The organism is Aeromonas sp. s13 (assembly GCF_040907905.1).
In the GTDB taxonomy this organism is placed as follows: Bacteria; Pseudomonadota; Gammaproteobacteria; order Enterobacterales; family Aeromonadaceae; genus Aeromonas; species Aeromonas veronii.
This window is the reverse complement of record NZ_JBFOCS010000006.1, coordinates 24,822-39,393: the sequence shown is the minus strand read 5'-3', so window position 1 is coordinate 39,393 and position 14,572 is coordinate 24,822. Positions and strand designations below refer to the sequence as shown.

Here is a 14,572-nt window from a genome sequence, read left to right as displayed (position 1 = left end):
CGAGTAATCGCGCTGTGTCCGTTTCACACCTTGTCCCATCGGGTTCTCCATTTATTGGGGGGAAAGGTGTAAACCATATTCAGGACGGGACAATGGTCATAAAAAAGCCCCGCTCATCGAGCGGGGCTTTTGCATTCAGAAAGGCCGGATAAATCAGGCTTTCCACGCTTTCCAGGTGTTGATCAGACCGTTGGTGGAGCAGTCGTGGCTGGTGACAGCCTCGTTGTTGCCCAGCTCAGGCAGGATCTTGTTGGCCAGCTGTTTGCCCAGCTCCACGCCCCACTGGTCGAAGCTGAAGATGTTCCAGATTGCGCCCTGTACGAAGATCTTGTGCTCATACATGGCGATCAGGGCACCCAGGGTTTTCGGGGTCAGGCTCTTGAACAGGATGGAGTTGGTCGGGCGGTTGCCTTCGAACACCTTGAACGGCACCAGATCCTTGACCTGCTCCAGGGTTGTGCCAGCCGCCAGGAACTCGGCTTCAACCTCTTCCTTGCTCTTGCCGAAGGCCAGCGCCTCGGTCTGGGCGAAGAAGTTGGCCAGCAGTTTCGGATGGTGGTCACCGATCGGGTTGTGGCTGATGGCCGGTGCCAGGAAGTCACAGGGGATCAGCTTGGTGCCCTGATGGATCAGCTGGTAGAAGGCGTGCTGGCCGTTGGTGCCCGGCTCACCCCAGATGATGGGGCCGGTCTGGTAGTCAACCGGCTTGCCGTTGCGATCCACGTACTTGCCGTTGGATTCCATGTTGCCTTGCTGGAAGTAGGCAGGGAAGCGGTGCATGTACTGGTCGTACGGCAGAATGGCTTCGGACTCGGCACCGTAGAAGTTGTTGTACCACAGGCCGATCAGCGCCAGCAGCACCGGCACGTTCTGTTCATAGGAGGCAGTGGCGAAGTGCATGTCCATCTCGAAAGCGCCTTGCAGCAGGGCTTCGAAGTTCTCGAAACCGACAGACAGGGCGATGGGCATGCCGATGGCAGACCAGGAGGAGTAGCGGCCGCCAACCCAGTCCCAGAACTCGAACATGTTGTTGGTGTCGATGCCGAACTCGGCCACGGCCTTGCCGTTGGTGGAGAGAGCCGCGAAGTGCTTGGCAACGTGGGCCTTGTCACCGGCGATCTTGATGAACCAGTCGCGGGCGGTCAGGGCGTTGGTCATGGTCTCCTGGGTGGTGAAGGTCTTGGAGGCCACCAGGAACAGGGTGGTTTCCGGATCGATCTTCTTCAGGGTCTCGGCGATGTGGGTACCATCGACGTTGGAGACGAAGTGCATCTGCAGGTGGTTTTTGTAGGGACGCAGTGCCTCGGTGATCATTACCGGGCCGAGATCGGAGCCACCGATACCGATGTTGACCACGTGCTGGATCGCTTTGCCGGTGTAGCCTTTCCACTCGCCGGAGATGATCTTCTCGCAGAAGCCTTTCATCTTGGCCAGTACGGCGTTCACTTCCGGCATCACGTCCTTGCCGTCGCACTCGATGGGGCGGTCGGAGCGGTTGCGCAGGGCCACGTGCAGTACGGAGCGGCCTTCGGTCATGTTGATCTTGTCGCCATTGAACATGGCATCGATCGCGCTGCGAAGATCGGTCTCTTTGGCCAGATCAACCAGCAACTTGAGGGTTTCTTCGGTGATCAGGTTCTTCGAGTAATCAACCAGGATGTCGCCGCCGAAGGTAAGGGAAAACTTGTCAAAGCGCTTCGGGTCCTGCGCGAACAGATCCTTGAGTCGGGTCTCTTTGTTTGCTGCAAAGTGGGCTTCCAGTGCCTGCCAGGCCTGGGTTTGGGTTGGATTGATGTTTTTCATAGGATTCCTGAAATGCCAAGTTGTGTTTGAACCTTGCAGGCAAGGTCCCGCCAAACCTTATTATCCGAGCATTATAGCGAGCCGATCGGGCGGCCCGTGTAACAGATTTTTACCGATTGTCTTTTACCGCAATGGGTCACTGTCGGGAGCATACAACCAGAACATTGGGATTATGTGCCACGAAAGCAAGGCGGATCTTGCGCTTGCTCATGATTGGGGGCACCCCGATGGCCTGAAATTGTTTTCATCCGGTTGGCGTGGTTATGCACCGACACGGCCATGGGGTGGGGCCAGAAACGACAATGCCAGCCCGAAGGCTGGCATTGTCTGTTGCAGCAGAACCGCGATCATGCCTGCGTTTTTTGCATGTGCATCACCATCTGCGGGAAGGGAATTTCGATCCCTTCGGCATCAAAGGTCAGTTTCACCTTCTCGTGGAAGTCGAACCAGACACCCCAGTAGTCAGCGGTTTTCACCCAGGGGCGCACCACGATATTGACCGAGGAGTCGGCCAGCGCGGCAACGGCGATGGTGGCTGCCGGATCTTTCAGGATGCGCGGCTCTTCGCTTACCAGACGCTCCAGGATCTGTTTGGCCTGGCGCAGGTCAGAGCCGTAGCCGATGCCAAAGGTCATATCGACGCGGCGGGTATCCATACGCGAGTAGTTGACGATGGTGCCGTTGAGGATGGCGGAGTTCGGTACTACCACCATCTTGTTGTCACCGGAGGTGAGGGTAGTGGTAAAGAGCTGAACGGACTGTACCACACCCGCAGTGCCTGCCACTTCGATGAACTCACCCGCCTTGATAGGGCGGAAGATGATCAGCAGGAAGCCGGCAGCGAAGTTGGAGAGCGAGCCCTGCAGCGCCAGACCGATGGCCAGACCGGCGGCACCGATAATGGCGACGAAGGAGGCTGTCTGCACGCCGACACGGCCCAGCGCGGCGATCACCACGAACACCAGAATGGCGTACTTGAGGATGCTGCCGACGAAGTGGGTGACTGTGGTGTCCAGCTTGCGGGCCTGCATCACCTTGACCACGCCACCGCTGATGAGGTTGGCGGCGATATAGCCGACCAGCAGGGTCAGCAGGGCGGCGGCGATATTGACGCCGTATTCGATCAGCAGTCCCTGATTATTGACCAGCCAGGTCTGCGCTTCGGTAATGATTTCGGGTTCCATAGAATGTCCTGTCAGGTTCTAAAAGGTTTATGGTGGATAAATCTAACACCGCAGCGCGACAGTACGGGTCGCATCTGGTACTTCTTTTCTGCCATAAAAACCTGACACAAAAAAGAAGGGAGGCCAAAGCCTCCCTTCTTTTTGCTGAATGATGCGAAAAAACCATCAGCTCTGCAGCAGCTGGCTGCGGATAAATTGCCACTGATCTTCGAAACCGGCGGTCGGCTTGAGCTTGAACTCGGAGCGCACGAACTGGCTGATGCGGCCTTCGGTGTAGGCCAGCAGCAGATTGGCCAGCATGGTTTCGTCGAGCTGGAAGCCTTGCCCCTCGCGCAGCCGCTTCTCGCGCAGCACCTGTTTGATCTGGGTCTCCAGCTTGTCGAACAGGATGCTGATGCGATCCCGCAGCCGATCGTGCTCACCCAGCAGGGCGTCGCCATTGAGGATGCGGGTGATGCCGGGATTGCGCTCGGCGAACACCAGCAGCAGCTGCAGGATATGGTGACAGCGCGCCATGGTGTCCTTCTCTTCCGCCATGATCAGATTGACCCGTGACAGCAGGGAATCCTCGATAAAGTCGATCAGCCCCTCGAACATCCGCGCCTTGCTGGGAAAATGTCGATAGAGGGCTGCTTCAGAGACGCCGACCTCGGCCGCCAGACGGGCCGTGGTGATGCGCTGACCCGGACTGGTTTCCAGCATATGGGCGAGCGCCTGCAGGATCTGATCGCGCCGACTCTGTTTCTGATTACTGCTTGCCATGGATTCCCCTAAAAAAACAATGGCTTGATTCTGTTATTAGGCACCGCCCGTCGGGCTGGTGTGGTCTGTTATTGGCGACCAGAAGAACCAAAACCGCCTTCACCCCGTTCGCTCTGGTTGAACTCATCGACCAGTTGGAAGCTGGCCTGAACTACCGGCATGATCACCAGCTGGGCGATGCGCTCGCCGGGTTGCATGGTGAACTCATCCTTGCCGCGGTTCCAGACCGAGACCATCAGCTGACCCTGATAGTCGGAATCGATGAGACCGACCAGGTTGCCCAGCACGATGCCGTGCTTATGGCCGAGGCCGGAGCGGGGCAGGATGGTGGCACACAGACCCGGATCCTGGATGTGAATGGCCAGACCGGTCGGCACCAGGGTGGTATCGCCCGGAGCCAGAGTCAGCGGCGCATCCAGCAGTGCGCGCAGATCCATGCCGGCAGAGCCCGGTGTGGCGTAGGCGGGCAGCGGGAACTCGGTACCGATACGGGCATCCAGAATCTTCAGTTCAATTTGTGTAGTCATGAATCGCTTTTTCAGTTGGATCTTGTATTGGCGCCCCTCTTGGCAAGGCGGGGCGCCGTGAGTCTTGTTCTTTCGGGACGCTCAGTGCCGGTAGTGGCGTGCAATCAGGGCGATCAGGTGACGGGCCAGCGTCAGCTTGTCGGCCAGCGGCAGCGGGGCCTGGCCCCCTTGCCAGAACACGGTCAGGGCGTTGTCATCGGCGTTGAAGCCTTGCCCCTCGCGGGACACATCGTTGGCGGCGATCATGTCCAGCCGCTTACGCTGCAACTTGTCGAGGGCGTATTGTTCCACATCCACGGTTTCGGCGGCAAATCCGACGGTGAAGGGTTTGTCTGAAAGGGCACCAACGGCCGCGATGATGTCGGGATTCTTCACCAGCGTCACCACCATCTGGTCGTTATCGCCGGTCTTCTTGATCTTCTGGCTGGCGACCTGTTCGGGGCGGTAGTCGGCCACCGCGGCGCAGCCGATGAAGAGGTCGCACTCGCCGACCCGGCTCATCACCGCCTGATGCATTTGCTCCGCGCTCTCGACATCGACACGGGTCACGCCAGCAGGCGTAGCTAGCGTCACCGGGCCGCTCACCAGCGTCACTTCGGCGCCCGCTTCACGGGCAGCTCGGGCGATGGCGTAGCCCATCTTGCCGGAGCTGTGGTTGCTGATGTAGCGCACCGGATCCAGTGCCTCGCGGGTCGGACCTGCGGTGAGCAGCAGCTTGACGCCCGCCAGCAAGGGCTCGGCGGCCAGCTGCTGGCAGCAGCGATCCACCAGTTCGAGGGGATCCAGCATCCGGCCCGGGCCCACATCGCCACAGGCCTGGCTTCCTGCATCCGGCCCCCACAGCAGAATGCCGCGGCTGGCCAGGGTCTTGAGGTTGGCCTGGGTCGCGGCGTTGAGATACATCTGCTGGTTCATGGCAGGTGCCAGCGCGATGGGCGCCGGAGTGGCCAGACAGAGGGTGGTCAGCAGTTCGTCGGCCATGCCTGCAGCCATCCGCGCCATCAGGTTGGCGCTGGCGGGGGCGATCAGCACCAGATCGGCCCACTTGGCCAGCTCGATATGGCCCATGCCCGCTTCGGCGGAAGGATCCAGCAGGCTGTAGGCCACCGGATGACCGGAGACCGCCTGCAGGGTCAGCGGGGTGATGAACTCCTTGGCGGAGCGGGTCATCACCACCCGCACTTCGGCGCCCTGATCTTTCAGGCGGCGTACCAGCTCGGCACTCTTGTAGGCGGCGATCCCGCCGCTGACACCCAACAGGATGCGTTTATCGGCCAATCTCATCTGCTGTTTCTCTATCCGGCTCATTCTGACTGGTCGGCTAAGATACCACAGGCAATGGATGACGACAGGGGTTGGCATCAAGGGGTGTGGTCGGGCGCGCGCAATTTTTTGCTATGTTTTTTCTCAACAGGGATGAGGGAGAGACAAATGAGCATCAAAGAGTGGCCGGAAGATGAACGCCCCAGAGAGAAGCTGCTGCGTCAGGGGCCTGCGGCGCTCTCCGATGCCGAGCTGCTCGCCATCTTTCTGCGCACCGGTGTCAATGGCCTGAGTGCAGTGGATCTTTCACGTAATCTATTGAATCAATTCGGCTCTTTGCGCAGCTTGCTGGGCGCGGATCAACGGGCATTCTGCGAGGCGCACGGCCTTGGCCCGGCCAAATATGCCCAGTTGCAGGCGGTGCTGGAGATGGCCAGACGCCATCTGGCCGAGCAGCTGCAACGGGGTGATGCCCTCACCTCGCCCCAGCTGACCCGCGACTATCTGCAGGCCCAGTTGCGGGATCGGCCACGCGAGGTGTTTGCCCTGCTGTTGCTCGACAATCAGCACAGAGTCATTCAATTTGTTGAGCTTTTTTTCGGCACCATCGACTCGGCGAGCGTCTGGCCAAGAGAAATCGTGCAGATCGCGCTCAAACATAATGCAGCCGCTGTGATTCTGGCGCATAATCACCCGTCCGGCGTCGCCGAGCCCAGTAGGGCCGACCGCCAGATCACGGATCGGATCACGGCCGCTTTGGCCCTGATCGATATCAGAGTGCTGGATCACTTGGTGATCGGTGATGGCATCACGGTTTCTTTTGCCGAGCGCGGTTGGCTATAACTGTGCTCTGGCACCGTATTAGTTGATCTTTGATCACGGATGCTGTATAAAATGCCGCCTTCTGTTTGCCCCGCAATCGAAGGCCAGCGGGGCAGATATTTGCTCGAGCAATGAAGTAAGATTTGGAGAGACTGACATGTCTAGAGTATGCCAAGTAACCGGCAAGCGCCCGGCAGTTGGTAACAACCGTTCGCACGCTAACAACGCCACCAAGCGTCGTTTCCTGCCGAACCTGCACACTCACCGTTTCTGGGTTGAGAGTGAAAAACGCTTCGTAAGCCTGCGCGTATCCGCAAAAGGCATGCGTATCATCGACAAGCGTGGCGTTGAAGTGGTTCTGGCTGAACTGCGCGCCAGCGGTGTTAAGGTATAAGGAATTAGATCATGGCTAAAGGTATTCGCGAGAAAATTCGCCTGAACTCCAGCGCCGGTACTGGTCACTTCTATACCACTACCAAAAACAAGCGCACCATGCCCGAAAAAATGGAGATCAAAAAGTTTGATCCCGTTGTTCGTCAGCATGTGATCTACAAGGAAGGCAAAATCAAGTAATTACTTGATGCTGCATTCCCAAAAACCCGGCTTCGTGCCGGGTTTTTTTATGCGCCGAATTCAGTACACTGCCGGTTCAAAGGGAGGCTTGCCATGTTCAAATTGAGCCGCAAAGGCTGGAATAACGTGATCATTGTGGTGGTGCTGATCGTGATCACCCTGTTGCATCGTATGGAGACTGCCCAGCAGGAGAACAGTGCCAAGCGCGCTCGCCCCTTGTTGCCGGATGCGTCCGTAGTGCTCACTTGGCAGGGGCCGAGCTGGCAGATTGAGCGGATCGGTCAGGGCTGGCGCAGCATGCCGGATCTGGGACTCGACACGGCGCAGCTGGATGCCCGGCTGGCACGCTGGCAAGGCTGGTTGCTGCCCCCCGGCGAGGTGGTGCGCGGTACCCCGGTGACCATCAAGGTGTGGATTGCCGGCCAGAGCGATCCGGTCGAGATCGGCCTATATCAGAACAGCGGCCAATATGGCGCTCAGCTGCCCTCCGGTCTCTGGCTCGCCCTCACTGCCGAGCAGTATCGCGATCTGCTGCGTCCTGCCCCCTGAGTTCCTTTTCCTTGCGAGGTGCCAATGCCTGAATTGCCAGAAGTTGAAGTCAGTCGTCAGGGGATCTCCCCCTGGCTCACCGGTATCAAGGTGACGCGTGTAGTGGTGCGGGATGGCCGCCTGCGCTGGCCGATCCCCGGTGAGATTCAGGAGCTGGTGGACCTCACCATCCATCGGGTGCGTCGCCGTGCCAAATACCTGCTGCTGGAGACCGATTTCGGCACCGCCATCCTTCATCTGGGGATGTCCGGCAGCCTGCGGGTACTGGATATCGGCACCCCGGCCGAGAAGCACGACCACGTGGATATCGAGCTGGAGAATGGCAAGCTGCTGCGGCTCAACGATCCGCGCCGCTTCGGCGCCCTGCTCTGGACTCGCGAACCGGCCGAAGCCCATGCGCTGCTCGCCAAGCTGGGGCCCGAGCCGCTCACCGATGCCTTCAGTGCTGATTACCTGCGTGAGCGCGCCAAGGGACGCAGCACCGCCATCAAACAGTTCCTGATGGACAATCAGGTGGTGGTCGGGGTGGGCAACATCTACGCCAACGAGGCGCTCTATGCTGCCGGCATTCATCCCAAACGGGCGGCGGGTAATATCAGCGCCGAGCGGTTGGGAACCCTGGTGGCCGAGATCAAGCGGGTGTTGGCCGAGGCGATTCGCCAGGGCGGCACCACTCTCAAGGATTTCACCAGTGCCGATGGCAAGCCGGGCTATTTCGTGCAGCAGTTGCAGGTTTATGGCCGTGGCGGTCAGCCCTGTTTCCACTGTCATACCCTGCTGACCGAGACAAGAATGGGCCAGCGCACCACGGTTTTTTGCAGTCATTGCCAGCGCTGAGCGCACTTTTTGCCCCGATCCGGGGGAAGTTGTAACAGCGTATTTCCACTCTGTTGAAGATTTGCACAGCTGTCACTAGTATCCCGACCGTTCAGGCGGTTTGAGAATATAAAAATGACAGTTAAATCAATAGACTGGGAATATTTATCCCGGCAGGAGCGCTATTGCGCAAAATCCATGGCCCGCTTCCTCTACCCCGAGGGATGTGACCGGAAAACCTTCAATCGCGGCAAGTTCGTGCTGCGCAGCCTGCTCTATCGCAAGTCGCTGAGCCGGGTCTTCAGTCTGTTTCAGTGCGACTCGCTCAAGGCGCTGCCGGCGGTCTATCCCGAGCTGCTCGACAAGCCGATGCGACCCTATCGCTTCGCCTGTGCCAGCGCCCGTGAGCGGGCCGAGATGCTGGAAAATCACTACCGTTTGCTGCTGGAGTGCTACCCGCAGCTGATCGACCCGCTCTATCTGGGCGAGGGGATCGTGCTGGGGCACTATCCACAGAGTGGCTGCCGCATTCTGCTGCGCCACGATGGCACCTTCCGCCGCGAGGCCGAGCTGGCGCTCTCCATCGTCAACGGCGAGGGGCAGCGCCTCTACAGCTGCGCCTTTTCGCTGGCGGGTAGCGTGGATCGTTTGATTCTGATGATCGGCTCCATGCAGGGGCCGGAGCCTGCGGTCGACAATGCCCAGGATCGGGTGCGCGAGCTGACCAAAGAGGGGCATGGCCTGCGGCCCAAATCCCTGCTGGTGCAGCTGGTGCTGCAACTGGCGCAGAGCATGGGGGCGGCGGAGGTGCTGGCGGTGCGCAAGCGGGCCCACGTGTTTCAGGCCAAGCGCTACAGCAGCAAGCAGAAAGCCAATTTGCAGGCCGATTATGACGAGCTGTGGCAGGAGTTCGACGCCCGGGATGTGGATGCCAACTTCGTCGCCCTGCAAGCCCAGCCGCGCAAGCCGCTGGAGGAGATCGCCTCCAAGAAGCGGGCCATGTATCGGCGCCGCTACGAGTGGCTCGATCAGCTGGTGCAGGAGATGAATGAGCGGTTTGCCCGTCAGTAACCGGCAAGCAGGCTGACCTCTCCATGCGAGAGAGATACAACAAGGGCTACCCGCGGGTAGCCCTTGTTCGTTTCTGCCAATCAGGGGAGGGATTAGCGCTGTTGCTGTTTGGCTGCGATGGCCTGGGCCACCACGGGATCGACAAACTGACGAATGTCGCCACCGTGCAGCGCCACCTCTTTCACCAGAGTGGAGGAGATAAAGGAGTTCTCCTCGGCTGGGGTGAGAAAGACGCTCTCAAGCGTGGGCATCAGGCGGCGGTTCATATTGGCCAGCTGAAACTCGTACTCGAAGTCGGAGACGGCGCGCAGGCCGCGGATCAGCACGTTGGCTTGATGCTCTTTGGCGAAATCGACCAGCAGCCCGGAGAAGCCCACCACCTTGACGTTGGGAAGCGTGCTGGTTACTTGCTGGACAAGCTGGACACGTTCTGCCAGATCGAACAGCGGGCGCTTGCTCGGGCTGTTGGCGACCCCGACCACCACCTCGTCAAACAGCTTGGCGGCGCGGCCGATGAGATCGGCGTGGCCATTGGTAACGGGATCAAAAGTCCCGGGATAAATTACCCTGGTAGTCATCTTTGCGGTCCTGCAACCTGGAAATTTGGTCGCATTATAAGGTCGTCGCTTGAGAATAGCAGTGCATCAGGCAAGAATACGCCATCGCGCATCAAGCCTCCTTGCATTGGTGACAGGGAGCAAAGGGATTTTTTATGAAACGTATTCTGGTCGTTCGCAATGACAAGATTGGTGACTTCATGCTGGCGTGGCCTAGCTTCGCCATGCTCAAAGGCTCCATGGAGTGTCATGTGACTGCCCTGGTTCCGGCCTACACGGCGCCGCTGGCCCGGCTCTGCCCCTGGATTGACGAGGTGATCATCGATCCGGGCGTGCGGGCCGACAAGGAGCAACAGCGAGCGCTGCTGGCGCGGATCAAGGCGGCGGCGTTCGACGCGTCCATCTGCCTCTTCTCCAACTCCCGCAACGCCATGCTGGTGTGGAAGGCGCACATCCCTTACCGGCTGGCCCCGGCGACCAAGCTGGCGCAAGTGCTCTACAACCAGCGACTGGTACAGCGCCGCTCCCGCTCCCAGAAGCCGGAATCCGAGTACAATCTGGAGTTGATCCGCCGCTTCCTGGCCGATCAGCAGATGGCCGTGGTGGAGCCCCAGACCCCCTTCCTGCGGTTCGATGACGAGACTCTGCGGCAGGTGCGCGAACAGCTGGCACTCAAGCTCAAGCTCGATGCCAGCCGCCCCTGGCTGATGGTGCATGCCGGTAGCGGCGGTTCGGCCAACAACCTCTCCATCGAGCAGTATGCCCGTATCATCATCAAGCTCAATCAGGCCTGCCCCGAGCTGCAGTGTGTGCTGACCGCAGGCCCGGGCGAGGAGAAGATGGCCGAACAGCTGGCGGCCGAGCTGCTGGCCCACGGCGGCAATGGCTGGATCTACCGCTCCAGCGATGGTCTGCCGATGTTCTGTCAGGTGCTGGCCAACGCAGCCCTGTTTATCGCCGGTAGTACCGGCCCGCTCCATATTGCCGGGGCGCTCGATGTGCCGACCATCGGTTTCTTCCCGATGCGCCGCTCCGCGACTCCGCTGCGCTGGAAGCCCCTCAACAGCGAAGGGCGTCACCTTGCCTTCAGCCCGCCGGAGGATAGCGACCATCCTGAGGATATGAGCCAGCTCGATCCCAAGACCATGGTGCCGGTGATGGCCCGCTGGGCGGCGCCTTTCTGGCGCAAATAACGTATGCAGCAATGCAAACAGGGCCCCGCGGGGCCCTGTTTCGTATGACGGTTATTCCGGCTGCTGCGGCTGCTGGCGCACCCAGAGGTCGGCGTATTTGACGAAGGTGGAGTGGGCGGAGAGGATCGCCAGCAGCAGCCCCTGCTTGCCGTCGAGGAAGCCCGCTTTGAGCAGGTACATCTTGAGGAAGCAGCCGACAGCGTGGATCAGCCCCTGACTGAGGGAGCCCTTCTTGCCGCGAGCGGTGCGCTGATCGGCCCAGGCGCGGGCATAACCGGCGGATTTCACCAGATAGTGCTCCAGATCCCGATAGGTGAAGTGGAGCAGGTCGCCATGAATATTGACGATCTTCATGTTGGCCCGTACTTCTACCTTTTCGTGAACCAGCGCCTCGTTGTAGCTGGTGAGCGCCTTGGGATAGAGGCGCAGCACCCGATCCGGATACCAGCCACTGTGGCGGATAAAGCGGCCAAACACCCAGGAGAGGCGCGGGATCGAGTAGATGGTATCGCTGGCCGGATTGGTCATCACGTTGGCGATGGCGGTTTTCAGCTCGGGGGTGAGCCGCTCGTCGGCATCCAGCCACAGCACCCAGTCGGATTGCACGTGGGACTGGGCCAGTCGGCGCTGTTTGCCAAAGCCGGGCCACTTGGCGTTGACGAAGAAACGGGCCCCAAATTCGGCGGCGATGGCCGGGGTCTCGTCCTGACTGCCTGAATCCAGAATGACGATCTCATCCACCAGTCCGTCGAGGGAGGCGAGGCACTTACGCAGGTTGTCGGCTTCATTCTTGACGATCAGAACGGCAGCCAGAGTCGGTTTTTTCACGAAATGGGGCTCACGGTTATTGCCCGGCTGGCGGGTCGAATGCGTATTGATGGGCCATTCTAACGGAAAAACGGGCTAAAGAGAGAGCCGCCATTGCCCGTTTCTATCAGCTGTTTGCCTGTCTCGTCTCGTCCGGTTGGAAGAGGGCCACTGCTGGAAAAATGGGGTGGCAGCAGCGTTTGGCAAGGATCTTCTGTTATTTATCCAGTCATTCTTGGGGCATAATCTCGCCCAGTGATGATTAACAGTCGGGCTAGTCCCGAGAGAAGACGCGTGATGAAAATATTGGTGATCGGCCCCTCCTGGGTCGGCGATATGGTGATGTCCCAGAGTCTCTACAAGGCGATCAAGGCCAACCATCCGGAGTGCGAACTGCACGTGATGGCCCCCGCCTGGTGCTGCGCCCTGCTGGAGCGGATGCCGGAGGTGGACAAGGCGATCACCATGCCCCTCGGCCACGGTGACTTCAAACTGGTGGCGCGCCGCCGCCTCGGCAAGCAGCTGGCCGCCGAGAAGTACGATCAGGCCATCGTCCAGCCCAACTCCATGAAGTCGGCGCTGATCCCCTGGTTTGCCCGCATTCCGGTGCGTACCGGCTGGAAGGGCGAGAGCCGCTACGGTCTGCTCAACGACCTGCGCAGCAACAAGTCTGCTTTTCCGCTGATGGTGGAGGGCTATCTGGCGCTCGCCTATCCCAAGGCGCAGATGAAGAGCCGGGCCGATATCCCGACCATTCCGCACCCGGCTCTCCACGTCGATTTGATCAACCAGAGCAAGGCGCTGGAGCGACTGGGACTGGATCGCGCCCGTCCGGTGCTGGTGCTCTGCCCCGGTGCCGAGTTTGGCCCGGCCAAGCGCTGGCCGGAGGGGCACTACGCCGTGGTGGCTCAGCAGCATCTGGACGAGGGGTGGCAGGTGTGGATCTTCGGCTCCAACAAGGATGTGCCGGTGGCCAATACCATCCGGGATCGGGTCAACCTGCTGACCCGCCCCAACTGCCACGTGCTGGCGGGCAAGACCAGCCTGCACGAGGCGATCGATCTGATGGCGCTGGCCAGCCGGGTCATCTCCAACGACTCCGGCCTGATGCACATCGCCGCCGCCCTCAACCGGCCGCTGGTGGGTGTCTATGGCTCCACTTCGCCGCTCTACACCCCGCCGCTGGCGGATCGGGTCGAGATCGTCCACACCGACATCGAGTGTCGCCCCTGCTTCAAGCGCACCTGCAAGTTCGGCCATCTCAAGTGCCTGATCGATCTGGCGCCGGAGCAGGTGGTCGATGCATGCAAGAAGCTGGAGCAGAGTCAGTAAGATGCCCTATCGTCTGCTCTACAACCTGCTGATCCACCTGGGATTGCCTCTGGCACTGCTGGCCCTCTACAAGCCGAAGCGGGGCAAGCCCGGCTTTGGCGAGCGCTGGGCCGAGCATCTCGGCCGACTGCCCGCCACCGGACAGGATGCACCACTGTGGATCCATGCGGTGAGCGTGGGGGAGACGCTGGCCATCACGCCGCTCATTCGCGCCCTGAAAGCAGAGCGGCCCGACCTGCCGATCCTGCTCACTACCACCACCCGCACCGGCGCCGATCAGGCTGCCAGGCTGGGGGATCTGGTGATCCATCGCTACGCGCCGCTCGACTACCCCTGGGCCATTGCCGCCTTTCTCGACACCTTCAGGCCGCGCGCGCTCTGGGTGATGGAGACCGAGTTATGGCCGAACTGGCTGGCCGCCTGCGAGGCGCGCCATTTGCCGGTGACCATCATCAACGCCCGTCTTTCCGAGCGATCCTGCCAGCGTTATGCCCGTTTCCACGGCGCCTTCGACGCCCTGAGCCGGCCGCTGACCCATCTGCTCTGTCAGCATCAGGATGACGCCGACCGCTTCGCTCGTCTCGGTATCGATCGTTCGCGGCTGGCGGTGACCGGCTCCATCAAGTTCGACATCCAGTTTGGTGACGAGGTGCAGACAAAAGGGCGAGCCCTGCGCCAGCAGTTAGGGACGGATCGGCCGGTCTGGATCGCCGCCAGCACCCATCAGGGTGAGGACGAGCAGGTGCTGGCCGCCTTCGATCTGCTGCTCAAACACCACCCCGCTGCGCTGCTCATTCTGGTGCCGCGTCACCCCGAGCGGTTCGACCGGGTGGCCGAGCAGTGCGCCCCTTATGGCTGTGTGCGGCGCACTGATGGTGTTGTGGTGCGTGCGGAGGATAAGGTCTATCTCGGCGATACCATGGGCGAGCTGCCGCTGATGCTGGCGGCGGCCGATGTGGCCTTCGTCGGCGGCAGTCTGGTGAAGATCGGCGGTCACAACCTGCTGGAGCCGGCGGCGCTCGGCAAGCCCTGCCTGACCGGCCCTGCCTATTTTAACTTCAGCGATATTACCCGCCAGCTGGTGGCTCAGGGGGGCGCAACCATCGTGGCCGATGCCGCCGAGCTGGGCGAGCAGGTGAGCCAGCTGTTTGCTGACGGCAACGCCCGCCGCGAGATGGGCGAGCAGGCCCGCGCCGTGGTGCTGCGCAATCAGGGGGCGTTGGCCCGCACACTCTCTCACTGCCTGACCGCACTGGAGAACGACTGAGTGTCAGCCTTTCATACATCTCAGCCATAAAAAAACGGAGCGCGAT

At 60.5% G+C, this 14,572-nt stretch carries 16 protein-coding genes; 9 read left to right on the top strand and 7 right to left on the bottom strand.

What is annotated here, in order from left to right; genetic code table 11:
• Positions 1 to 153: 153 nt before the first annotated feature.
• The 5 genes from pgi to coaBC form a co-directional block, all read right to left on the bottom strand.
• Positions 154 to 1,803 carry a glucose-6-phosphate isomerase gene (gene pgi / locus AB5Y82_RS00845; RefSeq protein WP_368173527.1) on the bottom strand — a complete coding sequence of 550 codons (1,650 nt, stop codon included), beginning with the start codon at positions 1,801 to 1,803 and terminating at the stop codon, positions 154 to 156.
• A gap of 347 nt (positions 1,804 to 2,150) precedes the next feature.
• Positions 2,151 to 2,987 (bottom strand): mechanosensitive ion channel domain-containing protein, encoded by an 837-nt coding sequence (locus AB5Y82_RS00840; protein ID WP_219265404.1) that lies wholly within the window; start codon positions 2,985 to 2,987, stop codon positions 2,151 to 2,153.
• Between the two features lie 165 nt (positions 2,988 to 3,152).
• Entirely contained in the window at positions 3,153 to 3,749 is a 597-nt protein-coding gene (gene slmA / locus AB5Y82_RS00835) for a nucleoid occlusion factor SlmA (protein WP_005339495.1), read from the bottom strand.
• A gap of 68 nt (positions 3,750 to 3,817) precedes the next feature.
• Positions 3,818 to 4,276, bottom strand: coding sequence for a dUTP diphosphatase (dut, locus tag AB5Y82_RS00830; protein WP_005355985.1), 459 nt, complete (start codon positions 4,274 to 4,276; stop codon positions 3,818 to 3,820).
• An 81-nt stretch (positions 4,277 to 4,357) separates the two neighbouring features.
• Positions 4,358 to 5,560, bottom strand: a complete 1,203-nt coding sequence (coaBC, locus tag AB5Y82_RS00825) for a bifunctional phosphopantothenoylcysteine decarboxylase/phosphopantothenate--cysteine ligase CoaBC (protein WP_368173526.1) — start codon at positions 5,558 to 5,560, stop codon at positions 4,358 to 4,360.
• A gap of 147 nt (positions 5,561 to 5,707) precedes the next feature.
• Here coaBC and radC point away from each other — a divergent pair, with 147 nt between their 5' ends.
• The 6 genes from radC to AB5Y82_RS00795 all read left to right on the top strand — a co-directional run bounded on the left by radC (position 5,708) and on the right by AB5Y82_RS00795 (position 9,370).
• A complete protein-coding gene (gene radC, locus AB5Y82_RS00820) occupies positions 5,708 to 6,382 on the top strand; it encodes a DNA repair protein RadC (protein ID WP_005339502.1) in 675 nt (224 codons plus the stop codon).
• Positions 6,383 to 6,518: 136 nt separating this feature from the next.
• The gene (rpmB, locus tag AB5Y82_RS00815; protein ID WP_005307492.1) at positions 6,519 to 6,755 is read left to right on the top strand and encodes a 50S ribosomal protein L28; all 237 of its coding nucleotides are present in this window, start codon (positions 6,519 to 6,521) and stop codon (positions 6,753 to 6,755) included.
• Between the two features lie 11 nt (positions 6,756 to 6,766).
• Positions 6,767 to 6,934: a 50S ribosomal protein L33 gene (rpmG, locus tag AB5Y82_RS00810; protein ID WP_005307500.1), complete on the top strand. Its 168-nt coding sequence runs from the start codon at positions 6,767 to 6,769 to the stop codon at positions 6,932 to 6,934.
• Between the two features lie 93 nt (positions 6,935 to 7,027).
• The gene (locus AB5Y82_RS00805) at positions 7,028 to 7,483 is read left to right on the top strand and encodes a hypothetical protein (protein ID WP_111901324.1); all 456 of its coding nucleotides are present in this window, start codon (positions 7,028 to 7,030) and stop codon (positions 7,481 to 7,483) included.
• Positions 7,484 to 7,507: 24 nt separating this feature from the next.
• Positions 7,508 to 8,320: a bifunctional DNA-formamidopyrimidine glycosylase/DNA-(apurinic or apyrimidinic site) lyase gene (gene mutM / locus AB5Y82_RS00800; protein ID WP_021231536.1), complete on the top strand. Its 813-nt coding sequence runs from the start codon at positions 7,508 to 7,510 to the stop codon at positions 8,318 to 8,320.
• Positions 8,321 to 8,497: 177 nt separating this feature from the next.
• Positions 8,498 to 9,370 carry a VirK/YbjX family protein gene (locus tag AB5Y82_RS00795; protein ID WP_159144519.1) on the top strand — a complete coding sequence of 291 codons (873 nt, stop codon included), beginning with the start codon at positions 8,498 to 8,500 and terminating at the stop codon, positions 9,368 to 9,370.
• Positions 9,371 to 9,462: 92 nt separating this feature from the next.
• Here AB5Y82_RS00795 and coaD read toward each other — a convergent pair whose 3' ends face one another.
• Entirely contained in the window at positions 9,463 to 9,948 is a 486-nt protein-coding gene (gene coaD, locus AB5Y82_RS00790) for a pantetheine-phosphate adenylyltransferase (protein WP_107683354.1), read from the bottom strand.
• Positions 9,949 to 10,082: 134 nt separating this feature from the next.
• Between coaD and AB5Y82_RS00785 the strand changes: the two genes are divergently transcribed.
• On the top strand, positions 10,083 to 11,120 hold the full coding sequence (locus AB5Y82_RS00785; RefSeq protein WP_236368484.1) for a glycosyltransferase family 9 protein: 1,038 nt from the start codon (positions 10,083 to 10,085) through the stop codon (positions 11,118 to 11,120).
• A gap of 51 nt (positions 11,121 to 11,171) precedes the next feature.
• Here the strand turns inward: AB5Y82_RS00785 and AB5Y82_RS00780 are convergent, their stop codons facing one another.
• The gene (locus tag AB5Y82_RS00780) at positions 11,172 to 11,948 is read right to left on the bottom strand and encodes a glycosyltransferase family 2 protein (RefSeq protein WP_127008528.1); all 777 of its coding nucleotides are present in this window, start codon (positions 11,946 to 11,948) and stop codon (positions 11,172 to 11,174) included.
• Between the two features lie 276 nt (positions 11,949 to 12,224).
• Between AB5Y82_RS00780 and waaF the strand changes: the two genes are divergently transcribed.
• Entirely contained in the window at positions 12,225 to 13,259 is a 1,035-nt protein-coding gene (gene waaF / locus AB5Y82_RS00775; protein WP_005339516.1) for a lipopolysaccharide heptosyltransferase II, read from the top strand.
• A gap of 1 nt (position 13,260) precedes the next feature.
• Entirely contained in the window at positions 13,261 to 14,526 is a 1,266-nt protein-coding gene (waaA, locus tag AB5Y82_RS00770; protein WP_159142811.1) for a lipid IV(A) 3-deoxy-D-manno-octulosonic acid transferase, read from the top strand.
• Positions 14,527 to 14,572 lie beyond the last annotated feature (46 nt).